Origin of the sequence: Muricauda sp. SCSIO 64092 (assembly GCF_023016285.1) — a bacterium.
Lineage (GTDB): Bacteria > Bacteroidota > Bacteroidia > Flavobacteriales > Flavobacteriaceae > Croceivirga.
In genome coordinates this window covers 224,378-251,056 of record NZ_CP095413.1, presented here as the reverse complement: position 1 = coordinate 251,056, position 26,679 = coordinate 224,378, and the positions used below count along the sequence as shown (strand labels likewise).

Here is a 26,679-nt window from a genome sequence, read left to right as displayed (position 1 = left end):
ATGGAATCCTATCTTAAAGCAAATCCGGACGAGTTTCAAAAATTCAAAAATGCTACTGCCAATGCGCCCGTAGTGATGTTAAATCTTTTACGTTATAAGGAAATTGTTATGGAAACTGGCGAAACGGGCAAGGAAGCCTACACGGCATATTTAAATGCCGCTGCACCTTTTTTTAAAAACGTCAATGCCAAAGTACTGTTTTTTGGAACTCCAAAGCACATGTTGATCGGCCCTACGGATGAGGAACTTTGGCACGCAGTGCTCATAGTGGAATACAACGCTTTTTCCGACTTTATGGGAATGGCCGGGGCCGAGGGATATCCGTCCCACCTTCGCGAACGTGCCTTGTTGGATTCCAGGTTAATTCATTGTCAATCAATTCAACACTAATGGATCTAAAGGAAAAAGTAGTCATCATAACAGGTGCAGGTAGCGGTATTGGCAAGGCTACGGCCCAACTATTTGCAACACAGGGTGCCCAGGTTATTGTTTCGGATATCAATATGGAGAATGCCCAAAAGGTAGCTGATGGGATTTTGGTGGACGATGGTAAGGCAATCGCGTATCAAACTGATGTAACACAATTTGAAGAAGTTGAAAACCTGGTAAAAAAGACCGTTGCCAAATACGGTCGATTGGATGTTATGGTCAACAACGCAGGAATTGGTGGAAAAAACCAGGCAAAGACCGCAGACCATACCCTGGAGGACTGGCATAATGTTATAGCGGTGAACCAGACAGGGGTTTTTTATTGTATGAAATTGGCTTTGGGCATAATGGAAAAGCAGGGTTATGGGAATATGGTCAATGTGGCCTCCTTGGCCGGTTTAAAACCTTCTGGAAACAATTTATCCTATGCGGCAAGCAAATTTGCTGTTGTGGGGATGACCAAGTCCGCTGCTTTGGAATATGGACGAAAGAATATTCGAATCAATGCAGTTTGTCCCGGCTTTACAGAGTCGGCCCTACTGGACCAATTATTGGCGGTAAGCCCTGAAATGGGTGATAAGCTAATGCGGTTTATTCCTATGGGCCGATTTGGAAAAGCGAATGAAATTGCAGAGGCCATTTGTTGGTTGGCATCGGACAACTCAAAATTCATTACGGGACAGACCCTAACCCTTGATGGCGGAAACTCTTTGATTTAAGAACGGATATGAATACACTACAACTCATAGAAAAGGAAGGATACACCATTGTTCAAATGAATAGGGGCAAAGTCAATGCCCTTAATTTTGAAATGGTTGAAGAATTGCGCGAAACATTCAGGAAATTGGAAGATGATGCTAAGGTCAAGGGCGTGATTCTAACAGGACAGCCCCACTATTTTTCTGCCGGACTGGACCTCATTGAACTGGTGCAGTATGACAAAAAAAGGATAACTGAATTTTTCACCGATTTTGGCGCATTGTACAATGAGTTATTACAATTTAGAAAGCCATTGATAGCTTCAATTACAGGACATGCCCCTGCAGGAGGCTGTGTTTTGGCGGTTGCTTGTGATAATCGATACATGGCCCGGGGAGAGAACTATGTCATAGGGTTAAATGAGGTGGCCGTGAATATCCAGATCAGTCAAAATCTTTGTGAGGTGTATGCCTATTGGATTGGGGAAGGCCTGGCGCATCGTTATATTTTGGAAGGAAAACTGTTGCATGGGGAAGAAGCCCTAAAAGTAGGTTTGGTAGATGAACTGGTTCCTTTGGATAACCTTCTGGAACGGGCCGAAAAGCAAATACAGATCTACCTAAGGGCAGACCAGGAGATTCTGGTCAATACCAAACAAAAGCTTAGAAAAAGCTTGTTGGAGAAGTTGGATCCCAATCCTGCAAATGCCCTAAAAGAGGCAACCGTTCTTTGGTGGAAGCCTGAAATAAGGGCAAAGATGCTCGCCTATGTGGAGCATTTTACCAGCAAGGGAAAGTAGCTTTTGGCAAGGAAGGTCAAGGATATGCTGTATCTATTTCAGCATCCTAATGAAAATAGTGTTGAATAGCACCCTTGAACAAGTTGGGGGTGACGAATAATTAATAAACGATATGAACAAGCAGCTTTTATTTGTCAAAAGACCCATTGGCGAAGCCAATGCCGATACGTGGAGTTTGGTTACCAATCCTATTCCGGAACCCAAAGAAGGCGAGGTATTGATTCGGCAGCATTACATTTCGTTGGATCCGGCCATGCGCGGCTGGATGAACGATTCCAAATCCTACATCGAACCCATGGAAATTGGCTCGGTAATGCGCGCTGGTTCCGTGGGTGAGGTTATCGCATCGAACAACCATCCAAAGTTTAAGGTAGGCGATTTTGTTTCAGGTCATGGAGGGGTACAACAGTATACCGCAACAGATGGGAAGGGATATTATCCGGTTGACCCGAAACTGGCCCCGCTTCCGATGTATATTGGAACCCTGGGTATGCCTGGGATGACAGCTTATTTCGGAATTTTGGAAGTTGGCAAGATCAAGGAAGGGGATGTCGTTTTGGTCTCCGGTGCGGCTGGTGCAGTAGGAAGCATTGTGGGGCAGATTGCCAAAATAAAAGGTTGTACGGTAGTGGGTATTGCCGGTGGTCCTAAAAATTGCAATTATATCACCACTGAATTGGGGTTTGATGGCGCTATTGATTATAAGAATGAAAAGGTTCGCAACAGACTGAAGGAACTGTGCCCAAAAGGTATTGATGTGTATTTTGACAATGTGGGTGGCGAAATCCTGGATATTGCACTGACCCAATTACGAATGCATGCCCGTGTGGTCATCTGCGGTGCAATTTCCCAGTACAACAATAAGATGGCCATCAAGGGTCCGAGTAATTACCTATCACTTTTAGTGAATCGTGCGAGTATGCAGGGAATGGTCGTTTTTGATTGGGCCAAAAGGTATGGGGAAGCGGCCCAACAAATGGGTACCTGGATGGCGCAGGGCAAGTTGAAAAGCAAAGAGGATGTGTATGAAGGTATTGAGAACTTCCCCCCAACCTTTAATAGACTTTTTAGTGGTGAGAAAATGGGCAAGCTGGTGCTTAAGGTAATCGAGGGGGACCTATGAAAACAATTCGGTGTAAATCTTACGGACCACCTTCGAATTTGGTTTTGGAGGAGGTGGATGCGCTGAAAGCCGGACCTGGGCAGGTTTTGGTTGCCGTCAAAGCTTGTGGGTTGAACTTTCCGGATACCCTGATCATTCGGGGGTTATATCAGATTAAACCCGATTTGCCCTTCACTCCGGGAAGTGATATCGCCGGAGTGGTCAAGGAAATTGGAGAAGGTGTCAACCATATTGCGGTAGGCCAGGAAGTATTTGGCTTTGTTCCTTACGGTGGTCTGGCAGAAGAGGTAGTTGTCCCCAAAAACGCTTGTTTTCCAAAACCACCTCAAATGGATTTTGAAACAGCGGCCTCCTTTTTAATGGCCTATGGAACATCTTTCCATGCCTTAAGGGACAGGGGCAGGCTAAAAAAGGGTGAGACCCTTTTGGTTTTGGGGGCTTCGGGGGGTGTTGGACTGGCGGCTGTTGAATTGGGCAAATTGATGGGGGCAACAGTTATTGCCGCCGCTTCGAATAATGAAAAACTGGAATTGTGCAAGAAATATGGAGCCGATATTACTTTGAATTATGCAACTATGGATTTGAAATCTGCAGTTAAGGAATTGACGGAAGGGAAAGGGGTGGATGTCGTATACGACCCTGTTGGAGGTTCCTTTTCTGAAGCTGCTTTGCGAGGGACCGCATGGAATGGCCGCTATTTAGTGGTCGGTTTTGCAGCGGGCGAAATTCCTAGGATTCCACTAAACCTTCCGCTTTTGAAAGGCGTTTCCCTGGTGGGGGTGTTCTGGGGCAATTTTGCGGTAAAGGAACCCCAGCGTAATACAGCAAATAGCGTACAGTTGATGCAATGGCATGCCGAGGGAAAATTAAAACCCCATATCCACAAGGTATATGACTTGAAGGATACCCCAAAGGCATTGGAAGAAATGATGGCAAGAAGAGTCATGGGGAAATTGGTAGTAACCGTTTAATACAAATACATGAGATTAAAGGATAAAGTAGCCATTGTAACCGGAGGTTCCCGGGGAATTGGACGTGCCGTGGCCGAATTGTTCGCCCAGGAAGGCAGTAAAGTAATCGTGGTCGATTTATTGCCCCAAGGCAAGGAAGTGGTCCAGGGGATTACGGCATCTGGAGGCAATGCGGAATTTCACGCCGTTTCGGTAACGGATAAATCTGGTATCGAATCCCTGTTTGAGCAGATAAACTCCAAATATGGAAAGATTGATATCCTTATCAACAATGCCGGAATCACAAGGGACAGAACCTTGGAAAAAATGAGTGAGGAGGAATGGGATGCCGTTGTTGAGGTCAACCTAAAAGGGGTCTTTATTTGTACCCAAGCCGTTGCGCCGTATATGAAAGCCAACAACTACGGCCGTATTGTTAGCGCAGCTTCCAATGTTGGGTTGAGGGGTAATTTTGGACAGACCAATTATGCTGCTACAAAGGCTGGGGTCATTGCCATGAGCAAGACCTGGACCATGGAATTGGGGAAACATGGCATAACCGCCAATGCAATAGCCCCCGGTTTTACGATGACCGATATGGTCAAAAAAATTCCAGAGGAGCATTTGGACGCCATAAAGGCCAGCATTCCGCTTAAAATCGTTGCCCAGCCTATTGATATTGCCTATGGCTATCTGTACTTGGCGTCGGATGAAGCACGGTTCGTTTCGGGAATTTGTCTGACGATAGATGGAGGTACTTCAAGATAAACAAAGTTAACATGACAAAACTGATTATCAAGGATCTTAAGGAATTGAACACCTGGGTTGGAAAGGAACTCCCATATGGTAATTGGTTGAAAGTGACCCAGGAAATGATAAATGATTTTGCGAATGCCACTTTAGACCATCAGTGGATACATGTGGATGTGGAAAGGGCCAATCAATATTCCCCTTTCCAAAAACCTGTGGCCCATGGTTTTCTATCGTTATCGCTACTGTCAAAACTATTGGGGGATTTGATTACCGTTAGCTCGGCAAAAATGGGTGTAAACTATGGGTTGAACAAGGTACGTTTCCCCAGCCCGGTTTTGGTGGATAGCCATGTCCGTTGCCAAGGCACTATCAAGGAAATTGAGGCCTATGGGGATAACGAGGTCAAAATTACCTGGAATTGTACCGTGGTCATTGAAAACTCGGAGAAACCAGCATGTGTGGCGGAATTTATCAGTTTAATGTTTGAGTAATTCGGAAGAGTGAAGGATGGTATCAACTCGATACTTATTTCGTAGATTCGGTCCAGTAACATTTAGGAGAAATCATAATTATGCCAGCAAAGAGTCCCTCCATTTTTCAAATTAACCTTTTTACTTTTTTTAAGCTCCCCTCCGCCTGGTGGTCCGGGGTACGTTTAAAATCCATTGATCATAAACGGGCGGTTGTAACCGTAAAACATCGATGGTTCAATCAAAACCCCTTTAACTCCATGTTTTGGGCTGTACAAGGGATGGCCGCCGAATTTTCCACCGGAATTTTGGTTTCAACGGCAATTCGGGAAAGTGGCCGCAAAATCTCCATGTTGGTGCAGAACAATAATGCCAACTTTTCAAAAAAAGCAACAGGTAGGATAACCTTTACCTGTGAAGATGGCCATCGTATTGATGATGCCTTAAAAAAGACCATTGAGACTGGGGAGGGACAGACACTATGGATGAAATCCGTAGGTATGAACCAGGATGGGGTTGTGGTGTCCACTTTTAACTTTGAATGGACGATCAGATTGAAAGCTTGATCCAATCAATGGGAAAATGGGTCATCCCAAGCGCAGGTAGGGCTTAAAAGGTGTGTGCGTTTAAAAAAAAGGGACTGTGGGAGTGACTTTTGGATAATTCTGTGTCAAACAATAGTGGGAATGCTAGAATTGTCCATATTATTTATGGATAGCCTAAAATTTTAGTAATTTCAAAACATAATTTGCTAAACGTAAATCAATTCATACATAAATGGGAAAATTTGAAATTAAATCCTCAGGAACAGACAAATGCATGTTCAATTTAAAGGCCGGTAACGGACAGGTAATTTTGACCAGTCAAACCTACGCAAGTAAGGATGGCTGTAAGAACGGTATCGAATCCGTTAGGAAGAATTCTCAGGATGATGGCCAATTTGAGCGTAAGACCGCAAAAGATGGAAGCCCTTTCTTTACATTGAATGCGACCAATGGGCAAGTAATTGGTAAAAGTGAAATGTACAGCTCAACTGATGCCATGGAGAACGGAATTGCCTCTGTAAAAAAGAACGCACCCGATGCCGAGGTAGTGGACAATTCCTAACATGCTTGCAATACAATATGTGAAGGCGGCCGATTCGGTTGCCTTTTTTTATTTCGTATATGAAATGGGCCACACGGAATGAAAGCGCGAATGCGCTCGACTTTTATCAGGTTTTGCTTTTGCATTCGTACTAAAAAAAAGCATTTTCATATCAATAAAACAGGGCTTGGTTCTTTTTTGTGTGCAATCAGCTGAGGGGTTGATTACTTTTGTGGGTGTTTCCATTTTCCAAGACATACGATACCTGGTCGCTTGAGCGCATTCTAAGACATGTTGCCTACTGGTGCATGTGGTGGGCGTTTTATGTGGTGGTCAATGGTAATTCCTATGGCACGGGGGAGTACTTGCCATGGTTGATATTGGAACTTTGTGTACTTCCCATAAAACTTTCTTTTACCTACTTTGTGGTCTACTATTTGTTACCGCGGTATTCCAAAAAGAAGCGGTATGTTTCCCTGTTTTTGATTACGATCGGTCTGGCTCTGGTCGGTGGGGTACTGATAAGGGTATTGGATTTTTATTATGTCAGTAAATACCTTCTGCCTTCTGCCAAATATCTGCACAAAATTGATGATTCCCAATTCTTGACGTTTAAGCTCGCCTACAAGGTATTGGATTTGCTGTTTGTAGTATCCCTGGTCATCACTATTAAGTTTGTTCAGCAACAGATTACGCACGAAAGGTATACCAAGGACTTACTTACCCAGAAATTAAAGACGGAACTCCAGTTTTTGAAACACCAGTTGCAACCCCATTTTTTGTTCAATACCTTAAACAACCTCTATGGGATGATCTTGACCAAGGACGAAAAAGCAGGGGAGGTGGTCATAAAGTTATCCGAGATTATGAATTATATGCTTTATGAATCCAATGACACCTTGATACCTTTGGACAAGGAACTGGCCAATTTGACCAATTATATCCATTTGGAACGCATACGGTATGGAGAGGAATTGGAAGTGCGTTATGAGATGGAAGGGGATACCGATAATGTTAAGATTCCCCCTCTTATTTTAATTTCCTTTGTGGAAAATGCGTTTAAGCATGGACCTTCGGTCCATTCCGATATTAGCTGGATCCATATTACGGGAAAAGTACTAAAAGACAGCTTCCATTTTGTAGTGGAAAACAGTCTTGGGTCAAATAAAAAGGGGGAAAACCCGAAGAAACCGGAAATCAATAGTGGCATTGGATTGCTCAACGTCCGCAAGCGTTTGGAGTTGATTTATGGTGACGGCTACGTACTTTCGATTAACCCATCCGACACCTACAAGGTAGAACTGGAAATACCACATAATTAAATGGAGACTTTACATTGTATGATCGTGGATGATGAGCCAATGGCGATTAAGGTCATTGAATCCCATTTAAAGGAATTTAATGATATAAAGTTGGTGGCTTCCTGTAGAAATGCTACCCAAGCCTTTGATGTACTTCAAAACCATAAGGTGGACTTTATTTTTTTGGACATTGAAATGCCCAAGATGGATGGACTTTCTTTTTTGAAGTCGTTAAAAGATCCGCCCCTGGTGCTTATCACAACGGCACATCGAAAGTTTGCCTTGGATGGATTTGAACTGGATGTACTGGACTATCTGTTAAAACCCATCTCCTTGGACCGGTTTATGCAAGCGATTGCCAAAATAAGGCGTTTGCGACGATTGGAAGGGAACCGCCAAGGAAACAATCCAGGCCCTACCTCCCATATTTATGTGAAAAGCGATAGGGAGAATGTAAAGATCAATCTTTTGGATATCCTGTATTTGGAGAGTTTAAAAAACCATGTGAAGATTGTGACCCCCGGGAAAAACTATATTACCATGGTGAGCATTGGCGAAATGCAAAATAAATTGCCCAGCAATCTTTTCCTTCGTGTACACCGATCCTATTTGGTAAATATTGAGCACATTCAGAACTATACCAATACCTATTTGGTCATTGATAGAAAATCCTTTCCACTGGGCAATGTCTATAAGCAGGAAGTATTGGAAAAACTGGACAAACACCGTATCTGATTCCAGCCCTTATAGATCTGTTTTTCAGGACCAATCCAAAAATTTAGTATTAGTATTTCCCCCTTTCGTATACCCAATTGTTTCCTTGGGCATTTAAAAATCCAAGCAGTGAAAAGGTCCGTTACATTAGCTATAAGTTTAATGTTTCACTTAAAAATATCACGATGAAAAAAATGGGCATGTTTTTAAAAGTAATGGTGGTTGGGTTCATTTTATTGGTTTCCATCACCGCAAATGCAAAACCCTTCTACGACAATTCCGATCCAAGGATACAGCAGAAGGACAACAGGGTAACCATTTCGGTGCTGAACATGGCGCAGGAGGTATATACCGTAAAGATTTTCTCGCGCAATAATACACTGCTCCATAAAGAAGTATTGGGGAACGGCCATTTGGTCGGGAAGATCTTTGATTTTAACAACTCCAAAAAAGGAATGTATAGAATAGCGGTTTCCTCAAAAGGGGGCATTCTGATAGACCAAAGGTTGTGGTTGGGAAAACCCTAATGCCTTTAGGCATGATGAATATGGAACCGTGAAGTTCGGTTTGCCATAAATGCAGGAGTTTAGTAGCGTAATCTTCATTCACCAATGCAAACCAAGAACAGCGGGAATAGCATCCTTTTGAAGTAAAGGCCTGGCATTTGCCAGGCTTTTATTTTAAGGGCTAAATGGAGAAAACGGCCTTATCAACCTGCGAGAAATCCTTTATTTCCTGATAGGGCCAATGGCCATAATCCGTGTTGGTCGAATTGACAATAATTATTTTTTTTGCCTTGGCATTTTCCGCTGCAAGAATACCCGATGGGGAGTCTTCAAAAATCAGGGTGGAATGGGGGGAGATTCCCAAAATCCCCATCGCCTTTAAAAATATCTCGGGATTTGGTTTGCTTTTGACCTTACCATTACTGTAACTGATTTTGGAAAGGTCAAAATACCTTCCAAGGTCCAAATGTTTAAAATAAAATTCCAGGTTGTACAAATCGGATGCCGTGGCGATGGTATAGGGTATTTTTTTGCTCGCCAGGTATTCGATAAAATCTATTGCTCCGGGTGCCAATGCCATTTCATGGTCCAAGCAAAGGGACTGATAGATATCCTCTTTTTCAATACCCAGTCTTTTGATTTCATTGGGGCTTAATTCAGCGGAAAACAGGTTGGACAGTATTTCCGTATTGTTCTTTCCATGAATTTTCTGGTCTTTTTCCCTATCAGTTAATTTTAGGGCATGTTTTTCCAAAAAAATATCCCAAGCCTGGTTGTGCAGATGGGTGTCAAAGAACAGCGTTCCGTTAAAATCAAAAATCACGCCTTCAATCATAAAAATTACGTTTTAATGTCCTGGATTATTTGAATTTTCTTGATGGATGTAACAGAATCTAAAATAAGACAACTAATAGAAGTATTACTGCAAAGCCTGAAGTATTTTTACCATACGATATATAAACACTAAATCAATTAAAAAATGAACGCACACGAAATAGACTACGAGATATACGGGGAAGAAATGCAATATGTAGAAATAGAACTGGATCCCCAGGAGGCTGTTGTGGCCGAAGCAGGAAGCTTTATGATGATGGATACGGATATTAAAATGGACACCATCTTTGGTGATGGTTCCAATCAGGAATCCGGAGTGTTGGGGAAACTGTTTTCAGCAGGAAAACGTTTATTGACCGGGGAAAGTCTTTTTATGACGGCTTTTCTAAATATTGGACAGGCCAAAAAGCAGGTCAGCTTTGCCTCTCCCTATCCCGGAAAGATAGTTCCCATAGATTTATCCGAAGTGGGGGGGAAATTCGTCTGCCAGAAGGATGCCTTTTTATGTGCTGCCAAGGGGGTGACCGTAGGCATTGAATTTTCAAAACGATTGGGTCGCGGCCTTTTTGGAGGGGAAGGATTCATCATGCAGAAGTTGGAAGGCGATGGACTGGCTTTTGTCCATGCGGGAGGAACGCTGGCCAAAAAGACCTTGGCCCCTGGTGAGGTACTGAAAGTGGATACGGGCTGTATTGTTGGTTTTACCAAAGATGTGGATTACAATATTGAGTTTGTGGGCGGGATAAAAAATACCGTTTTTGGTGGGGAAGGTTTGTTTTTTGCCACTCTACGAGGACCGGGAACAGTATATATCCAATCCCTACCCTTTAGTAGATTGGCTGGCCGTGTGTTGGCGGCGGTACCCAGAGGGGGCAAGGATAAAGGTGAAGGAAGTATTTTAGGTACTTTGGGCGATATCGCCATGGGGGATAGGGGGTTTTAATGGTGGATGTTTGATGCTCGTTGACGGAGTTTCGTATGTTTGTAGTTAAACCTCTTAAATTTGGTGAATTCAGCAAAATTCAAATTTGAAAAACTTCATATCTGGCAAGACGCCATGGAGTTGGGAGAGGTAATAAATAAACTGACAGAGGACTTTCCTAAAAAGGAAATGTATAATCTGACTTCCCAGATTTGTCGTGCTGTTGATTCCGTTGCATTAAATATTTCGGAAGGTGCAATTATTCAATCAAAACCCGAATTCCGAAAATTTTTGGGATACTCGGCACGATCGTTGGCCGAGGTTGTTACCTGTCTTCATAAAGCAAATTATAGGAAATATATCAGTGAAGATAAATTTGAAGAGTTATACAATTCTAGCTTCAAATTGATGAACATGCTGATAGCCTTTAGAAATAAACTTTGAGAACCGGACATCAAACTTCGAGCATCTGACATTATGAACTTCAAAAACCTGGTCAATTTCCTAAAACAACTGCAAAAGAACAACACCAAGGAATGGATGGATGCCAATCGGAAATGGTACAAGGAAGTCCGTGACGATTACATTGGTTGGTTGGACGGGATGAACGCCAAATTGGCGACCATGGATGATGATTACTATGATACACCGGGTAAAAAAGGCATCAATAGGATCAATAACAACCTTATGTTCCATCCCAATAAACCGATTTATAAAGATCACTTTGGTGCAGGATTTGATAAACGCCCCGGTACGGGCGACTTTTATGTGGAAGTAGGGATTGAACGCTCCATGTTCGCTGGGGGATTATGGCGACCCGATGCCAAACGATTGCGAAGTATTAGGGAGGCCATTGACTATGATGGGGAAGAACTAAAGAAAATCTTGGACAAAAAAGCCTTTAAGAAACGCTTTGGAGGGTTATATGAGGACGAAAAACTAAAATCCGCGCCCAAAGGCTTTTCCAATGACCATCCCCATATTGATCTGTTACGACATAAGACCTTTGCGGTAGCCATGGAATTTTCCACGGATGTGGTACTCAATGGTGACTTTGAAGCATTTCTTATAGAGGTCTATGATGAAATGCTCCCTTTTAGACGATATCTCAATCAAGCGGTTACCGTGTAAAACTACTCATTTGATGCAGGAATCAACCTCGCGTGTAAGTCAGGGTCTTCCATGTTTAGATCCAACGGGAACATAGGCCTTTTAATATTTTTATGGCCCAATCGTTCCAAATCCTGATCCACACCACCGGGAGTAAGTGCCATGGTCCAATCCCCTCTCATATCGTATAACTCGGGAACCAGGTAGCCAATTTTTACCACTAAGATGTCCGTTGTTCTAGGGTCCAATCCCAGTTCGATAAAATCACTTTCATGGTGGTACGGTTTTCTTTTTTTGGTAACGATGACATGGACGCTTCCTGTTTTGACCACTACTTCAGTTTCGGCATCACGATCTCCTTCCTTAATTGCGGTAATACTCCCTTCCAGGGCCAGGGGAGGGGCGAAGCGACTATCCACGGCGGCACCAACTTTTGCATTTACCATGCCTCCAACACCTACCTTTAGTGCCTGTTCAATAAGTTCAGGCCCGGGAATGGATGCATAGATCAATGATGGACCTGCTCCATCCTTGAATTCCTTTTTTGATAGGATTTCCCGCAATGTCCAAGTAACATCCCCCGCACCTCCCGCGGTTGGATTGTCACCCATATCACTAATGATGTACGGTGGTTGATCACTTTTTAAAGCTAGTTCCATACTTTCTTCAAAGCTTGTGGTTGGAGCCACGAATGCAAACTCGTGCCGAACATCCCAAAAACTTTGGGCAAGTTGTTCCGCTCCCTGGGTAACTTCTTCCTTATCATCCCCAGTGACCATGACCACGGCATGGTTTCGGGATTCATCCGCCCAAGCATAGCCAACCCATATGGCAGCATCGATAATGCCTTCTTTGGATTCCACGGATGGTATTTGTGCATAGAGCCCTTTGCCCGGCTCTATTCGGGTACTGGTCTTTTCACCTGGTAAAAGGATGGGTACAGGTATCCAGGCTTTGTATCTGGGCTTTCCCATTCCATTTTGCAATCGGTCCAACAAGTTGGTAATGGAACGTGCCTTGGATTCCAGGGCATCTTCATGGGGAGCCATCCTATAGCAAGTGATCAGGTCACTATGTTTGGCCAATTTTTGGGAAACATTACCGTGCAAATCCATTGAGGTGGAAATCAATACCTCAGTACCGATGACCTCTCGGATGCGCGCTATCAAATCGCCCTCGGCATCTTCCAGGCCTTCTACGCTCATTGCCCCATGAATATCAAACCACAGTCCATCATAGGGACCATTTTCTTTGAGCATCGTCAAGGTCTTTGATACCATGGACTCGTAGGCTTCCCTGGTCACCATTCCACCAGGAAGGGATTTGCCAAGAAAGGTAGGAATCCATTCCGCTCGTTTTCTAATATCGGTGTCTTTATCAAAAAAAGGATAACGGTCAAAGATGGAATCCCCAATCCTAGCATGAAAAGCTTCCTCATGTGTTCTGGCTGGGGAAAAAGTGCTGGATTCAATGCCAATTCCCGCAATGGCGATACGAGGTAACTTTTCCGATTCAGGCTTTGGATTGCAGCTTACAAAGAAGCCTAAAAGCAATAGTAAAAAACCAATTTTTTGCGTCATTAGATGTAATTAAGGAAGTTTGACCATAAATATACTAATTGGGGGGATGGGAATACGTTCTGCAATACCATAAAAAATGGTCGAAATGGCTACCTTTAAAATTACCAATGTAAAAAATGGATTTTGAAAAATGAGGGACTTAAAAACGGAGGAGAGGAACTCCTTGGAGACCATATGCAAAGGAGGCCACAATGATATAATCCAATCTGCAGATGAGTTATTATGCAAACCATGACTATTTAATTCCTTTCTTTAGGAATTTTGAAAAACATATCCCTATTTCAGATATGGAAAAACGAATCATTTCGGCAAACCTGGAATTTATGGATGTTCCAAGAAATGATGTGGTATTGTCCCAAGGGAGTAAAGTAAGTACCATTTTTTATGTGGTCAGTGGAGCCCTAAGGGCTTACCACCTGAATGCAAAAGGAAAAGAATCCACAGTGATGTTTGCCGTCAAAGATTGGTGGATAACTGATATGAATGGTTTTGCCAATCAAGATGTTGCCCAGGTTTCTTTGGAAACCATTGAAAATTCAAAGCTTATCGGGTTGCGATATGAAATTTTCGAATCGCTTCTCCAGGAACTACCAAAGCTTGAACGGTTTTTTAGGATTTTATTTCAACGTGCTTATATACGCGAGCAGTCAAGGTTGCTAAGACAACTTTCAATGGATGTGGCCACAAGATATCGTTCCTTTGTGGACAAATACCCAAAAATAGTAGCATCGGTATCCCAAAAGCAAATGGCTTCCTATCTAGGGGTTACGCCAGAGTTTTTGAGTCAGGTTAAAAACAAATGACCGATTCTTAAACTATCTTATTTTTAAAAAGAATTGAAAAGGGTTGCTTTGCAAAAAAATAAGGTTTATGATGTTAATATTGATTGCAGGTCCTTATCGAAGTGGGACGGGAAATGATCCAGTATTGATAAAAAAGAATATGGAACAACTTGAAGCCATGGCGTTACCGATTTTTAAAAAAGGCCATATTCCAATGATAGGGGAGTGGGTAGCAAATCCCCTGATACGTTTAGCGGGCTCGAAAGAAGTAGGGGATGGGATTTTTAGGGAAATTCAATATCCCACCGCTCATCGGCTGTTAACCAAATGTGATGCTGTTTTACGTATTCCAGGGAATTCAATGGGAGCTGATAAGGATGTTGAGATTGCCAGATCCTTGGGATTGAAAATCTTTTATACCATTAATGAAATACCAGATGCAGAACAAATCAGTTCGTAATATCCAAAAAGAATTACTTTCAGATAATTGGTACTCTTTGACGAAGGTTACCTTTGAGTATTTACGTGAGGATGGTGTTTGGGAGACCCAGGTTCGTGAGGCATATGACCGCGGAAATGGGGCAGTCATTCTACTTTACAACAAGGAAAAGGGTACTGTGGTCCTTACAAGACAGTTTCGTATGCCAACCTATCTTAATGGTAATGAGGATGGTATGATGATCGAAGCCTGTGCGGGCATTCTGGAAAAGGGCAATGCCGAAGAAACCATAAAAATGGAAGTGGAGGAAGAGACGGGTTACAAGATCGACAAAGTTGAAAAGGTTTTTGAATCCTATATGTCACCCGGTTCGGTAACCGAAATCCTGTATTTTTTTATCGGTGAATACGATGTCAGCATGAAGGTTGGTGAAGGAGGTGGCTCAGAAGAGGAAACCGAAAATATTGAGGTATTGGAACTGGCCTTTACAGAAGCTTTACAACTCATGAAAACAGGGGAAATCAAAGATGCCAAAACCATACTCTTATTGCAATGGGCACAGATCAACCAGTTATTTGAACCGTCTTTTTACGACTAAAACCACATGGAAAAAATTGGTTTAGGAGGAAGCTGCCATTGGTGTACGGAAGCAATTTTTCAATCCTTAAAAGGAGTAACCAGGGTAGAACAAGGTTTTATTGCCCCTAAGGGAAATGGGGATTCTTTTTCTGAAGCCGTCATAGTACATTATCATAAGGAACATATTGACCTTGGGGACATTATTGAAATCCATCTTCATACACATAAGAGTACTTCGGAGCATTCCATGCGGGATAAGTATCGCTCCGCGATTTATGCCTTCGACGAAGAAAACAGGAAAAAATCCCTTTTAATTTTGGAAGGCTTGCAAAAGGATTTCGATAATAAACTGATTACTAAAGTACTACGATTTGATAGTTTTAAACCTTCAGCTACCCAATTCCATAACTACTACTATGAAAATCCCGGGAAACCTTTTTGTGAAACCTATATTTCACCAAAATTGAAGGTATTGCTTGAAAAATTTTCAAGCCTTGTAAATCCAAAAATGGCTAATACGTTTCATGAACCCTTTTGAGGATAGCATACATATTTTGCCGTACGTCACTACTCGGCCGTCTAAAATGGTTGTTCATAAAGCTAAATAGCAATATTTTACCAGATTTGGTCCTAAGATAGCCACAGAGGTTGTAGATATTGCCCATGGAACCGGATTTGGCATAAATAAAGGAACTTTTAGCGGTACCACTTCCCAGGGAAATGGTCCCATTTGAATCCCATTGGGGAATGGAGGTGAACAATTGAAGGGAGTCACTTTCCCTATAAAGCTTTTTTAAAACGTTGACCATTGTTGTTGGAGTAAACAGGTTATATCTGGATAGGCCGGATCCATCCACCCATCTGGGCATGGGGTCCAGGTCAACCAGGTATTTCCCAATAACGGAATCCCTGGCCCTTTCAAAACTCAGGGTGTCCGAAATCTTGGAAGAACATAGTAGCATGAGTTGTTCGGCCAAAAAATTATCACTTTCCCATAATAGCTGTTTCAGGACAGAATCCCTTGGTATCCCCGGTAGGATTTTCCATTTTTTGGGAGCTATGGAGTCCAGAAGTCCAATAGGTTTCCCGGTTTCTTCGCTAAGCAGTTTTACGGTTAATTTCTTTGAGGTGATGTAGGGTATCTGTAAGGTGTCCTTGTTTTGCTTGGAGAGATAAAATTGATTCTCATTCCAGTCCCTAGGGGGCCCTTCTACCTTATTTTGGAAAGCCGTTGCAAAATGGTCAGGAATAACGGTTAACGGATTATTGGGTGTTACGGTGACTACGTTCCCATAGAGGGGAATGGTAGAAATTTCGGGGGAGAAGTAATAGGGGTAGTCCTCCCAAGCCCATCCCGGGCCATATTTTTCCCCTTCGTAATTATCCAAATACAAGTAAATGGAATCGAACCGTTTTAAAAAAGCAATGGGCAGTTCATTTTTAAAATGGGGATGCAGCCAGGTAGGATCACCAGTGCCCAAAATGGTTACATTCTGGTTTTCTTGGATATACTTTAAAGAAGGAAGTGAATCTCCCAATAGCTTTAGGGAGGCATAGTACGTAAAAAGTTTGGCTGTACTGGCTGGAATAAAATACTTGGCACCGTTGATATTGAACAAGGTATCATTCGTCCCGATATCCACCAGTAGAAATCCGGTATGCTGGTGGCTTAGTTTTTCTGACGTAAAGTCGTTCAGTACTTGTTTTTTGATAGCCTTGAATTGTAGGCCGGCACAACCGATCAGGGTGGTTAGCAAAAGGATGCTAAACACAATCCTAAGCTTAAGTATTTGATATAAAAATACTTGAGAAGGCCCCTTAATTGATTTTAACAACAAATTATTCAATTTTTAACGCTATAAAGGCTTCAAGATATACTATTTGTAAGTAACTTAGTACAATAACCTTTTAACCTTAAATATTCATTTTACAAATGGCTAGAGCGATGTTAGAGTACACCAAAACTGTTTTGCAAAAAGTCAGTTTTGATGCCAGGCTGTTCGCAAAAGAAGTAAAAAAAGCGGTTTCAAGGCTTTTGCCTGATGAAATCGAGGAACTTAGAATCTGGTTAAAACAATTCATTACCGATAAACCGGAGCTGCGACCGAGTCTCATTTATCTTAAAGTATAGTACAAAACCGCCGAAAGGCGGTTTTTTTGCTTTTCCGGGGCAACCAAATTCTTTCAATGAATCCAATGGACAAAACAAATGTTTATGAGATTGATGCTGTTGTTCACATGTGTTCTCTTGCGGTCGTGTTCGGATAGTGATGGGAATCAAATAGATGTCCTGGATGGGGAAGTAAATCTGTTAGGTATTTGGCAACTGAACGGGGTAAAGATAAGTGCAGGAGGACCCTTGCCCGAAGATTTCACTATAACCGATTTTTACCAGGAATTTTCTTTTGCAGCCAACGGCACCTATACTTTACTAAGCGGAACACCCGGAACTGTTTTTAGCAAAGGCGATTTTTCCGTCACTGAGGATGAACTACATCTAAACCCAAAACAAGGACAAATGAGAATTAAATCCGTGTATAACTTTTGGTTTGAAGGGGAGGATTTGGTGCTTTCACCTTCAAGTCCAATTTTGTGCATAGAAGGCTGTCTGTACCGTTATGAAAAACAGGACTAATTCTTATTGAGCGGACTTATGATTTCCACATCCTGAAAGGCAATGGCCCCTCTAACAATACCCGCAATGGTATCCTTTAAAGCTTCGGTTATTTGGAGCTTTAATTCACTTTTATGATAAATAATGCTTATTTCCCTCGCAGGAGAAGGTTTTTTGAAGTGTTTTAGATTGGTGGACTTTTTCTCATCCAATTCCATGGTATTGAGGAAGGGTAATAAGGTCATTCCCAAACCTTCGTTTGAAAGATTGACCAAGGTTTCAAAGCTTCCGCTTTGTATTTGGAAATGCTCATTATGGGGACTCTTTGAAGATCCGCAAAGGTTGATTACCCCGTCCCTAAAGCAGTGCCCATCCTGAAGCAGTAGAATATCCGAAATATCGAGGTCCGACGTGGAGATTTCCTTTAGTTTGGCCAACCTATGGGTATGGGGGACATACCCTACAAAAGGTTCATAATACAAGGGGCGCTCAATTAAAAAGTCCATACCAAGTGGGGTAGCAGCTATGGCAGCATCCAAATGATTGTCCTCCAGGTTCCGGATCAAAGTGTTCGTGGCCTGCTCTTTAATGATCAGATTGACCTTCGGAAATTTTTTAATGAAAGTCGATAAGAACATAGGAAGTAAGGTGGGCATTACCGTAGGGATGATACCTAGGGTAAAGTCGCCACCCACGAATCCTTTGTCCTGATCTACAACGTCTTTCATGCGTTCCGCCTCGGCCACGATGTTTTTTGCCTGGGCCACAATTTTTTTGCCGATTTCCGTAATGGCAATAGGCTTTTTACTTCGATCAAAAATTAGGATGTCCAGCTCGTCTTCCAGTTTCTGGACCTGCATGGATAGTGTTGGTTGGGTCACAAAGCTTTTTTCGGCGGCTAAAGTGAAATTCTGGTACTCGGCAACGGCAAGCACATATTGCAATTGGGTAATGGTCATACCTTTGGATTGATTCGTAAAGCTACAAATCTATCAGGAATAGTTATAGAAATTTTAGTTGAAATTGGTATAGCTTATACAAAAGGCCCTGAAATCTCAGGGCCTTTTGGTTTTTATAAAGAAGAATGCCTTAGAATCGGATGTTGAATTCCAGGTCTTCGTTGGTCACGTTAAATTTGGCCATTTCAAAATTTGGTGGCCCCATGGTCATTTCATTTCCACTCATACCATAACTTTCCTTGGGCATTCCATTAGCTTCATAGTCCATTCTATTGTTGCTATTGGCATCATGTAAGGCCATTATGGCGTACGTTCCAGCGGGCACCCCTTCAAAGGTAAACTCCACCTTACCATCCGTAATGGTACTTTCCTGACTCATGATTCCTTCCCCTCGCATAAAGGTTTCACTGGAATGCAGCGCAATGATGACTTTTCCTTCATCATTGACAATATTGTCAATGGTTACGGTAATGGTTGCGCCTTGCGTTTCCTGGGCGTTGATTAAAAGACTACTGATAAGGGTACATAAAACAAATACAAAAGTTTTCATGGGTTTCTTGATTTAAACGTTAATGATGACCCAAAACTAGAAGAGAAGACCATGGTTTAAAACTGGGAGATACCCAATTGTTGGATTTCCATGACGAAATGTAACCAGGCCATGGCCAATTAGGTCGTACTTTTAGTTCCCTTGCTTACAATTTCCACAAGCCAATAGACAAATTGGCCAATGCCACTAATAAAAATAAAAAGCAATATCCACACAATGAGCATATTGTTATCTTTTAGGTTAGGATTCTGCACGGCATGGACAATGTAAAATACGAGGCTGGCAAAACTTATGATAACGACCAGAAAAACCATAAAAATCAAAAAGCCCAATCCTCCAAAGAATTCCATGGGCGGGACGTCATTATTTTCCAGCTCCGGTAAATTATTGAAGATTGAAAATAAAAAAACAAGGTAGCCAATTAAAATGAGGACAAAGGAAGCCATGGGGGTGATGGCGAAAAATCCTTGCCAGAACTTGTTGTGTATCATAGCGTAGTTGTTTAGAGGTTGTCTGATTGTTTTTCTATATGTCTTGCAATTTCAGTTTCCGTTACACCGCGTTGTTTTAAATTTTTGATTATGGATGCATGATCCTGCTGTCTGGTTTGGCTTAATTTATACGCAGCTTGAATCTCTTCGATTTCAATTCTAAAACCGATGACCCCCTTTACCTGCCTCAGGGTTTTGGGCGACAGGTCGTTCAACGATAGTGGTTTTTCTGAAGAAGTTTCGTAATGATCAACCAAGCGATGCAGCGCCTGCATGGTTTCTTCCTCACTCAATAGTTCCAATTTTCCATACACATGTACTGCAATATAGTCCCAAGTGGGGACCTCCTCTTCTTTATACCAGGAGGAGGAAACATAGGCATGGGGGCCATGAAATATGCACAGTACCTGGGAATCCGCATGGAAACTTTTCCCTTGGGGGTTTGCCTTGGCAATATGGCCTACCAACACCTCCCTGTTTCCATGTTTTTCCAATTCCAGGGGGATATGGGTTGCCCAGGGCTTACCGTCTACTTGATTGACCATAATCCCAAAGCTATTTTGCCTTATGAATTCACGAACCTCTTCGAGGTTTTCATTTTTATAGTGGTGTGGTATGTACATTAGTCAAGTTCAAGTGTGATAAGGGAATCTACCAGTTTTTGTTGGGCGAAGGTGTCCTCAAATTTATCAAGAACTCCCTCTTCAATGGACTCCAGAAGGATGACATTGTTTTGAAATTCGAGTTTTTTCAATTTGTCAAAGGAATGGATTTCCATGGTTTCAAAATCAATATCCGAAGCCAGGTAATCATAATACTTTTCAAATTTGAAGTCCAATGCTTTGGTCGATATGGTCTTTAAAAACGACTGGTCCATATCAAGTTTTATCAATTGGGTCGCCAAATAGGAATTGCTTCCCGTATTGGAGCTTATGTATTTCTTTAAGTAATTGTTGGCCGGCCCATAAGAGGTGGCCCTAAGCATAGCGGTCAAATAACTTCTTAGTTCTTCCGGTTTGTTTTCTATTTCTTCTTTTTTCAGGAATTGATGAAATGCGTACAACGTAGCATTGATAGTATCCCTATATTCCAAATCCTGTTGTAGGTCATGGATATTTAAGGTGTTTTCTTCCTTAAGTTGAACCAAGAGTTGTTTATTGGCGATTTCATTTTTTCTGGTCTCGTTCCAATTATTGATATACAGGGCGATTAAAATACCCAATACCACCAACACTACTTCCCCTGAAGCATAAACCAAGTAGTTGGTGATTTTACCTTGGGCGAGTAATTTTTCCCTGATCTTTCTAAAAAAATGGATCATTGGCCTACTTCTGGGCTTTGTGCTTATCAAACCATGCCAAAATACCGGCGATTTTGGCAATTAAATTACTGGGCTTGTTGGCAATTCCGTGCGAAGCACCCGGTATACGGACCATGGCAGTCTCCACCCCTTCCAACTTCAAGGCCGTATAAAACTGTTCCGATTCCGCAATTGGGGTCCTGTAATCCTCTTCGCCCGTAAGGAGCATGGTCGGTGTGGTGACATTGGCCACATAGGACAAGGGAGAGCGCCTAAAATAGTTTTCCGGGTCTTCCCAGGGCCTTTTGCCAAACCAATACTTGGAGAAAAAAGCAGCTCCATCGGCATATAAAACGAAACTTGTCCAGTTGATAACGGGTTTGGCCACAACTGCTGCTTTAAAACGATCCGTCTTGCCCACGATCCAGGCGGTCAATACGCCGCCCCCGCTGCCACCCGTTACAAAGAGATTTGTTGGGTCTACAAAACCCTTAGCGATAACAGCGTCCACACCGGACATTAAATCATCATAATCATGATTGGGATAATCGTGATGGATAAGATTACCAAATTCACTGCCATAGCTGGCACTTCCCCTGGGGTTGGCATAGAGCACTACATATCCTGCGGCGGCATATGCTTGGATCTCCGCGGAATAAACCGACCCATAGCTAAGAAAAGGCCCCCCATGGATTTCAAGAATAAGCGGGTATTTTTTGGTGGGATCAAAATTGGGAGGGGTTACGACCCAACCTTGAATATCCCTTTGGTCATAGGAAGATTTCCACCAGAGTTCCTCCACATTGCCCACCGCTTTGAATGAAAAGAGGTCATTGTTCACATAGGTAAGTCTTTGGCTGCCCCGTTTGCTGTAAAATCCCAAGTCCGCAGGATGTTGGGTAGTCCCTAAAGTATAGGCGATGTTCCCAGATGAAGATACGGTATAGTCCCCAGCATTGTAAGGCCTCCCCAATGAAAGGCCTCCAACTTTTCCTACTTTGTCGGTAATGGTTCCGTTTAAGGTAATATGGGCAATTTTGGTCTCCCCCTTATCATGATATTGAAAATAAATCCCTTTGGCATCACCTGCCCATTGAATATTGGTCACACTACGATCAAAATCACCTGAAATAAGTTGTGGTGTACCACTGGCCACATCCATGACATACAACTGTGTCAATTGATACCCTTGAAGTTTATCGTCCAGGCCCAAATACGCAATTTTGGAGCCATCCGGTGCTACTTTGGGAGAGGTATCCGGTCCGTACCTGTCTGTCAATGCCCTTATTTTACCGTCTTTCAAATGGAGTTCATAAAGCTCGCTGTTCATCGGTTCAAGGGCCTCGTCCGGATTAAAGTTGGCAGAAAAATAAAGCTTGCTACCGTCCTTTGACCATTCCGGTGCCCCGTGGTCAAAGTTTTGCGAGGTCCATTGTTTGGGAGTACCCCCATCAACGGATATCGTGAAAAGTTGCGTATTCCCACTTTTGAGGTACCCCTGACCATCGCCCCTATAATTTAATTTATCGATATAAGTTGGCGGTTTGTTCCAACGTGCCCCTTCAGGTTTAGGGGGTAGTTCAATAATTGATTTGTTTTCTTTGGGCACAAACATGGTAAAGGCCAAATAGCGATCGTCCGGGGACCAACGTATCTGGCCAGGTGCTTTTGGCGTATTGGTCAAGGGAACCATTTCCTTGGTGTCCATCCACATTAGGTAAAGTTTGGTCCGGTCATCCTCCCTATTGGACTTAAAAACGATCTTCTTTCCATCGTTGGACCATCTAGGGTGGGAATCATTGTGATTTCCAGTGGTGATGGGTCGATTTTTACTACCATCGGCGTTTATCACCCAAATATTGGACAGGTTTTTATCGGTCATCACATCCTTGAAGTTACGGACATATAGAATTTGATTCCCATCCGGAGAAATCTGCGGTTCGGAAATAAACTCCATATTGAATATGTCCAATAGTTCCAGGTTGGATTTGGATTGCCCAAGGGTGGTGCATAGTCCAACGGTATAGATGAGGGCGAAAACCAGGTTTTTCATAATTCTTTGGGTTGGGGTTCGTTGGTTTGAAGATAATGATTTAACCAATACCTTAGGGAAACCTCAATACGGCACTAGTGGAAAACCGGCTATTTTGGAGTACTGGGAACTTTCCCGGATCCCACTGGGGTCAAAAGGTTGATTATGGGTTTCTGCTGTGGTTTTTGTGGCCAAGCAATCCGTAATTGAAAGAATTTTTGGGTTACACATTTTATGAACGGTACCGGTAGAAATAGCGATGTCTATTTCATCCGTAAAGCAACTTTTCCAAAAAAAACGTTGCTGGATTTTTCAAAGAAAGTTGATTGTTCTTAAGAGGTTCCGTTTTTATCCTTATCCTTCATTTTTTGATACCTCCTATACAGGCGAACCCCCAACCTCGCAAAGAGGATGATGGTGATGAGGGTTACGATAGCTAATGGGGTCCACCAGCGAATTACATTAGTTCTCCTTAAACCCCGGTCCTTTAATGAACCTACCTGGGGTAGCTCCCGTATGTTCACCATCTTTCAACACCTGCGTTCCATTGACAAATACATGTACCATACCTTTGGCAAATTGATGTGGTTCCTCAAAGGTAGCTTTGTCCAAAATGGTTGTAGCATCAAAAAGGGCCAGGTCCGCATAGTTGCCCACCTTGATCATTCCCCGCTTTTTAAGCTTAAGGTTACTGGCGGGTAAAGCACTTAACTTTCGCACAGCTTCCTCCAAAGGGATGATTTGTTCTTCCCTGACGTACTTTCCCAATAACCTGGAAAAATTTCCATACGCCCTTGGATGGGGGTTGTAATTGGTAAAAGGGACAACGGGAGCTATTGAGGCTGCATCGGAACCAAAGCTCATGTAGGGCAGGGCAATCTGTTTTTTTACATTTTCCTCGGACATTAAGAAATAAACGGTACCCACACGACTACTGTCCTGTACTACCAGGTCCATGGCGGTTTCCTCTGGGGAGGTACCGCGCATTTTGGCTACCTCGCCCAAGGTTTTTCCCGTCAAATAACGCAAGGTATCGTTGCGAAACCCGTTCAATAGCAATTTCTCGGGGCTCCCTGCGGCAAAATAAAGATTTTCCCAGCCCTCCCCTTTGGCCCGCATTTCCTGGGCCACTTTTTTACGTATGGCGGAATCTTGTAAACGTTTGGCCCATTCACCATACCCTCCTTCCTGCACCCAGGGTGGCATGGAAGCATCCAGACCGGTTGCTCCAGCAGTGTAGGTGTACATATCAGTGGTAATTTTTAGCCCAGCGCTTCTGGCCGAATCAATTTTCGCGATTGCAGCCTCCCATTTCCCCCAATTGTCCTTTCCGCCAGCTTTTAAGTGATAGATTTCTGCTGGGATATTTGCCTCTGCAGCGATACGGATCAATTCGTCAATGGCTTCCAACCAGTAATCCCCTTCACTACGCAAATGCGAAATGTACATTCCCCCATATTCGGAGGCCACCTTGCACAGTTCAATGAGTTCCTCGGTACCCGCATAAAAGGCAGGGGCATAGATGAGTGAAGAACCGATTCCCATGGCACCTTCTTCCATGGCGGTTCTGGCCAATGCCTTCATCCGGTCCAATTCTTCGGGCGTGGGTGGTCGATTTTCGGACTCCAATTCATGGATGCGCAGGGTTGTTGCCCCTACAAAGGAAGCCACATTGCAGGAGATTCCCCTATTTTCCAATGATTGGAGATATTCCCCAAGTGTGGTCCAGTCAATTTCGTATTTATAGTCTTTTTGGGAGGCGAGGGATTCCGCTTTCATTTTAGCGTTCAAAGGCCCCATGGACCAGCCTTCGCCCATAACTTCCAGGGTTACCCCCTGCCGAATATCGCTCTCGGATGTACCATCGATCAGCAAGGACTCCGTTGCCCAACTGAGCATATTGATAAATCCTGGGGCTAGGGTAAGGCCCTTGGCATCTATTTCGGTTTTCCCAACTGCATTTTTAAGGTTTCCCACGGCGGCAATGGTATCCACATTGATTCCAACACTACCGATATAAGAGGTCTCTCCAGAACCATCGACCACCTGCCCATTTTTAATGAGCACATCAAACGTTTGTGGTTCGCTACAGGCCAGAACCAAAAGCAAAACGGGGAATAGGTTGACTAGCTTTTTCATAAGTACTGGTTTTTAATTCGATTTTGTGAAGGTATACCCAGAGAATTCCAAGGACTTGACCTTGGCTTTCCCATTGATATGGAAAACCATTTCCGAAGCGGATGTCCATCGTTTATTGGGTTTGGTCATAAACGTATCCAAATGCCAATGGGAGGCCTCTATTTGTTGAAATTCATTGAAATCAAGTTTCAAGGTTTCGTTATGGGATGTTATTTTCAGGGTTCCACAAAGGGGGTGATGGTAGTTTCCCGTATAGGCATTCCAATCCAAAGAAGGGCTGGTATTTGGCAAACGCGCCCCTATTTGCTTTTGTGCGCCTTCCATCCTTTCTTTTTTCAGGGTTTCATAGAGCTTAAATATTTTGGGATGCCAATTGGTACCCTCATCATCAAAGGCAAATAAATCCATGACCTGATACATAATGGCATGTCGTAATTCGGCATGATCCATATTTCCAAATACGTAAACTGCGGTATTTCTATCATGTATGACCCCTGCTATCGCAATAAGCCCCTGGAGGCTACCGGTATGAAAATCCAATTTCTGTCCACGATAGTCATGTTGGAACCATCCCAGCCCGTAACTCAACCAATTGGGCTCGGTGAGTTTCGTTGTTGGATAAAATTGTTTTTTGGGAATGAGGGTATGGGGCTGGAACAAGGTTTTAAAGGTACCAGGTTGCAGTATGGTATCCTGGTTTTGTATGCCCTTGTTCAAAATAAACTTCAAGTAATTCGAAATATCATCAATACTGGACCACATCATCCCGGCAGCACCGATTTGGTCGGAATAGTTTCGATCGACCACTTGAACACCCCCCTCCCCAAAATCATAATGTGGCGTTACGGAGTTTTCAACTTTTGGAATGTTGGCTGCTTTGGTTTGGGAACGGTTCATGTTTAAGGGTTTGAACAATCGCATTTCAATAAAACGGTCCCAAGGCATACCGCTCACTGCTGCAATAACTTCTCCTGCAGCAGCATACATAATGTTTTGGTACGTGAATCCACCTCGTAACGGATATATTTTTTTGGTGTGTTTGAACCGTTTTAAGGTAAGATCGGTTGAAATGCTGTCCAATACCCAAAGCACATCCGCATTGGCGATGCCCAGATTATGGGTAAGCAGGTCCTTTACCCTGGCATCTGCGGTAATATAGGGATCGGAGAGTTGAAAGTTGGGCAAGTGGTCCACAACCTTATCGTTCCAATCCAATTTGCCCTCATCCACCAAAATTCCCAGGGCCATGGCCACCATGGCTTTTGTAGTGGATGCCATGGCAAACAGGGTCTGTCCATTTACGGCTTCTTTAGTTGCAATGCTTTTTACACCATAGGTCTTTTTAAAGACTACTTCGCCATCCTTGACCACAACGGCAGCCAAACCAGGTATTTTCCAATCGGTCATCCCTTGTTGGATCATGCCATCAAGTATTTTTACCTTTTTGGAATTCTGGGCGTATAAAATGGTTACGGCCAAAAAAAGCAGGGTGAGGAGCGTTATTTTTTTCATTTTGAT

General features: G+C 43.0%; 32 protein-coding genes. 21 read left to right on the top strand and 11 right to left on the bottom strand.

Annotation, left to right across the window (positions count from 1 at the left end):
* The 12 genes from L0P88_RS01045 (at position 1) to L0P88_RS00990 (ending at position 8,851) form a co-directional block, all read left to right on the top strand.
* On the top strand, positions 1 to 390 hold the full coding sequence (locus L0P88_RS01045) for a hypothetical protein (protein WP_247132793.1): 390 nt from the start codon (positions 1 to 3) through the stop codon (positions 388 to 390).
* A complete protein-coding gene (locus tag L0P88_RS01040; RefSeq protein ID WP_247132792.1) occupies positions 390 to 1,148 on the top strand; it encodes an SDR family NAD(P)-dependent oxidoreductase in 759 nt (252 codons plus the stop codon). Before L0P88_RS01045 ends, L0P88_RS01040 begins: the two co-directional genes overlap by 1 nt.
* Positions 1,149 to 1,156: 8 nt before the next feature.
* On the top strand, positions 1,157 to 1,927 hold the full coding sequence (locus L0P88_RS01035; RefSeq protein WP_247132791.1) for an enoyl-CoA hydratase/isomerase family protein: 771 nt from the start codon (positions 1,157 to 1,159) through the stop codon (positions 1,925 to 1,927).
* A gap of 112 nt (positions 1,928 to 2,039) precedes the next feature.
* The gene (locus L0P88_RS01030) at positions 2,040 to 3,050 is read left to right on the top strand and encodes an NADP-dependent oxidoreductase (RefSeq protein ID WP_247132790.1); all 1,011 of its coding nucleotides are present in this window, start codon (positions 2,040 to 2,042) and stop codon (positions 3,048 to 3,050) included.
* Positions 3,047 to 4,021 (top strand): NADPH:quinone oxidoreductase family protein, encoded by a 975-nt coding sequence (locus L0P88_RS01025; RefSeq protein ID WP_247132789.1) that lies wholly within the window; start codon positions 3,047 to 3,049, stop codon positions 4,019 to 4,021. The genes L0P88_RS01030 and L0P88_RS01025 overlap by 4 nt, the downstream gene beginning before the upstream one ends.
* Before the next feature lie 9 nt (positions 4,022 to 4,030).
* Positions 4,031 to 4,768 (top strand): SDR family NAD(P)-dependent oxidoreductase, encoded by a 738-nt coding sequence (locus L0P88_RS01020; RefSeq protein WP_247132788.1) that lies wholly within the window; start codon positions 4,031 to 4,033, stop codon positions 4,766 to 4,768.
* Positions 4,769 to 4,779: 11 nt separating this feature from the next.
* Positions 4,780 to 5,244: a MaoC family dehydratase gene (locus L0P88_RS01015; protein ID WP_247132787.1), complete on the top strand. Its 465-nt coding sequence runs from the start codon at positions 4,780 to 4,782 to the stop codon at positions 5,242 to 5,244.
* Positions 5,245 to 5,324: 80 nt separating this feature from the next.
* Complete coding sequence (locus L0P88_RS01010; RefSeq protein WP_247132786.1) at positions 5,325 to 5,789, top strand: DUF4442 domain-containing protein; 465 nt, start codon at positions 5,325 to 5,327, stop codon at positions 5,787 to 5,789.
* A 211-nt stretch (positions 5,790 to 6,000) separates the two neighbouring features.
* The gene (locus tag L0P88_RS01005) at positions 6,001 to 6,330 is read left to right on the top strand and encodes a YegP family protein (RefSeq protein WP_158779514.1); all 330 of its coding nucleotides are present in this window, start codon (positions 6,001 to 6,003) and stop codon (positions 6,328 to 6,330) included.
* A gap of 215 nt (positions 6,331 to 6,545) precedes the next feature.
* The gene (locus L0P88_RS01000; RefSeq protein ID WP_247132785.1) at positions 6,546 to 7,631 is read left to right on the top strand and encodes a sensor histidine kinase; all 1,086 of its coding nucleotides are present in this window, start codon (positions 6,546 to 6,548) and stop codon (positions 7,629 to 7,631) included.
* A complete protein-coding gene (locus tag L0P88_RS00995) occupies positions 7,632 to 8,345 on the top strand; it encodes a LytR/AlgR family response regulator transcription factor (protein ID WP_247132784.1) in 714 nt (237 codons plus the stop codon).
* A 164-nt stretch (positions 8,346 to 8,509) separates the two neighbouring features.
* Positions 8,510 to 8,851 (top strand): hypothetical protein, encoded by a 342-nt coding sequence (locus L0P88_RS00990; protein WP_247132783.1) that lies wholly within the window; start codon positions 8,510 to 8,512, stop codon positions 8,849 to 8,851.
* A 160-nt stretch (positions 8,852 to 9,011) separates the two neighbouring features.
* Here the strand turns inward: L0P88_RS00990 and L0P88_RS00985 are convergent, their stop codons facing one another.
* Positions 9,012 to 9,665, bottom strand: coding sequence for an HAD family hydrolase (locus L0P88_RS00985; protein WP_247132782.1), 654 nt, complete (start codon positions 9,663 to 9,665; stop codon positions 9,012 to 9,014).
* 144 nt (positions 9,666 to 9,809) lie between these two features.
* Here L0P88_RS00985 and L0P88_RS00980 point away from each other — a divergent pair, with 144 nt between their 5' ends.
* From L0P88_RS00980 to L0P88_RS00970, 3 genes are all read left to right on the top strand, one after another.
* The gene (locus tag L0P88_RS00980; RefSeq protein WP_247132781.1) at positions 9,810 to 10,607 is read left to right on the top strand and encodes a TIGR00266 family protein; all 798 of its coding nucleotides are present in this window, start codon (positions 9,810 to 9,812) and stop codon (positions 10,605 to 10,607) included.
* Between the two features lie 63 nt (positions 10,608 to 10,670).
* On the top strand, positions 10,671 to 11,030 hold the full coding sequence (locus L0P88_RS00975) for a four helix bundle protein (protein ID WP_247132780.1): 360 nt from the start codon (positions 10,671 to 10,673) through the stop codon (positions 11,028 to 11,030).
* Positions 11,031 to 11,063: 33 nt separating this feature from the next.
* On the top strand, positions 11,064 to 11,717 hold the full coding sequence (locus tag L0P88_RS00970) for a DUF2461 domain-containing protein (protein WP_247132779.1): 654 nt from the start codon (positions 11,064 to 11,066) through the stop codon (positions 11,715 to 11,717).
* A 2-nt stretch (positions 11,718 to 11,719) separates the two neighbouring features.
* Here L0P88_RS00970 and L0P88_RS00965 read toward each other — a convergent pair whose 3' ends face one another.
* Positions 11,720 to 13,276, bottom strand: a complete 1,557-nt coding sequence (locus L0P88_RS00965) for a M81 family metallopeptidase (protein ID WP_247132778.1) — start codon at positions 13,274 to 13,276, stop codon at positions 11,720 to 11,722.
* A 212-nt stretch (positions 13,277 to 13,488) separates the two neighbouring features.
* On the opposite strand from L0P88_RS00965, the gene L0P88_RS00960 reads away from it, so the two are divergent.
* From L0P88_RS00960 to L0P88_RS00945, 4 genes are all read left to right on the top strand, one after another.
* Entirely contained in the window at positions 13,489 to 14,079 is a 591-nt protein-coding gene (locus L0P88_RS00960; protein WP_247132777.1) for a Crp/Fnr family transcriptional regulator, read from the top strand.
* Between the two features lie 67 nt (positions 14,080 to 14,146).
* Positions 14,147 to 14,518: a DUF4406 domain-containing protein gene (locus tag L0P88_RS00955; protein WP_247132776.1), complete on the top strand. Its 372-nt coding sequence runs from the start codon at positions 14,147 to 14,149 to the stop codon at positions 14,516 to 14,518.
* Entirely contained in the window at positions 14,484 to 15,095 is a 612-nt protein-coding gene (locus tag L0P88_RS00950; protein WP_247132775.1) for an NUDIX domain-containing protein, read from the top strand. The genes L0P88_RS00955 and L0P88_RS00950 overlap by 35 nt, the downstream gene beginning before the upstream one ends.
* A gap of 6 nt (positions 15,096 to 15,101) precedes the next feature.
* On the top strand, positions 15,102 to 15,614 hold the full coding sequence (locus L0P88_RS00945; RefSeq protein ID WP_247132774.1) for a peptide-methionine (S)-S-oxide reductase: 513 nt from the start codon (positions 15,102 to 15,104) through the stop codon (positions 15,612 to 15,614).
* Here L0P88_RS00945 and L0P88_RS00940 read toward each other — a convergent pair.
* Positions 15,589 to 16,848, bottom strand: coding sequence for a D-alanyl-D-alanine carboxypeptidase (locus L0P88_RS00940; RefSeq protein ID WP_247132773.1), 1,260 nt, complete (start codon positions 16,846 to 16,848; stop codon positions 15,589 to 15,591). The two genes, L0P88_RS00945 and L0P88_RS00940, sit on opposite strands and share 26 nt — an antisense overlap.
* A 161-nt stretch (positions 16,849 to 17,009) precedes the next feature.
* Here L0P88_RS00940 and L0P88_RS00935 point away from each other — a divergent pair, with 161 nt between their 5' ends.
* Together L0P88_RS00935 and L0P88_RS00930 are read left to right on the top strand one after the other, a co-directional pair.
* Complete coding sequence (locus tag L0P88_RS00935; protein ID WP_247132772.1) at positions 17,010 to 17,207, top strand: hypothetical protein; 198 nt, start codon at positions 17,010 to 17,012, stop codon at positions 17,205 to 17,207.
* A gap of 84 nt (positions 17,208 to 17,291) precedes the next feature.
* Positions 17,292 to 17,711, top strand: a complete 420-nt coding sequence (locus tag L0P88_RS00930) for a hypothetical protein (protein ID WP_247132771.1) — start codon at positions 17,292 to 17,294, stop codon at positions 17,709 to 17,711.
* On the opposite strand, the gene L0P88_RS00925 is transcribed toward L0P88_RS00930, so the two are convergent.
* The 8 genes from L0P88_RS00925 to L0P88_RS00890 all read right to left on the bottom strand — a co-directional run bounded on the left by L0P88_RS00925 (position 17,708) and on the right by L0P88_RS00890 (position 26,673).
* Positions 17,708 to 18,649 carry a LysR substrate-binding domain-containing protein gene (locus L0P88_RS00925; protein WP_247132770.1) on the bottom strand — a complete coding sequence of 314 codons (942 nt, stop codon included), beginning with the start codon at positions 18,647 to 18,649 and terminating at the stop codon, positions 17,708 to 17,710. The genes L0P88_RS00930 and L0P88_RS00925 overlap by 4 nt on opposite strands.
* A 130-nt stretch (positions 18,650 to 18,779) precedes the next feature.
* Positions 18,780 to 19,199, bottom strand: coding sequence for a DUF2141 domain-containing protein (locus L0P88_RS00920; RefSeq protein ID WP_247132769.1), 420 nt, complete (start codon positions 19,197 to 19,199; stop codon positions 18,780 to 18,782).
* A 119-nt stretch (positions 19,200 to 19,318) separates the two neighbouring features.
* Entirely contained in the window at positions 19,319 to 19,690 is a 372-nt protein-coding gene (locus tag L0P88_RS00915) for a hypothetical protein (RefSeq protein WP_247132768.1), read from the bottom strand.
* Positions 19,691 to 19,701: 11 nt separating this feature from the next.
* Complete coding sequence (locus L0P88_RS00910) at positions 19,702 to 20,313, bottom strand: FMN-binding negative transcriptional regulator (protein WP_247132767.1); 612 nt, start codon at positions 20,311 to 20,313, stop codon at positions 19,702 to 19,704.
* Positions 20,313 to 21,011, bottom strand: coding sequence for a DUF6090 family protein (locus L0P88_RS00905; RefSeq protein WP_247132766.1), 699 nt, complete (start codon positions 21,009 to 21,011; stop codon positions 20,313 to 20,315). The genes L0P88_RS00910 and L0P88_RS00905 overlap by 1 nt, the downstream gene beginning before the upstream one ends.
* 4 nt (positions 21,012 to 21,015) lie before the next feature.
* On the bottom strand, positions 21,016 to 23,043 hold the full coding sequence (locus tag L0P88_RS00900; protein ID WP_247132765.1) for a S9 family peptidase: 2,028 nt from the start codon (positions 23,041 to 23,043) through the stop codon (positions 21,016 to 21,018).
* A 441-nt stretch (positions 23,044 to 23,484) separates the two neighbouring features.
* Complete coding sequence (locus tag L0P88_RS00895) at positions 23,485 to 25,161, bottom strand: N-acyl-D-amino-acid deacylase family protein (protein ID WP_247132764.1); 1,677 nt, start codon at positions 25,159 to 25,161, stop codon at positions 23,485 to 23,487.
* 12 nt (positions 25,162 to 25,173) lie between these two features.
* On the bottom strand, positions 25,174 to 26,673 hold the full coding sequence (locus tag L0P88_RS00890) for a serine hydrolase (RefSeq protein WP_247132763.1): 1,500 nt from the start codon (positions 26,671 to 26,673) through the stop codon (positions 25,174 to 25,176).
* Between the last annotated feature and the right edge of the window lie 6 nt (positions 26,674 to 26,679).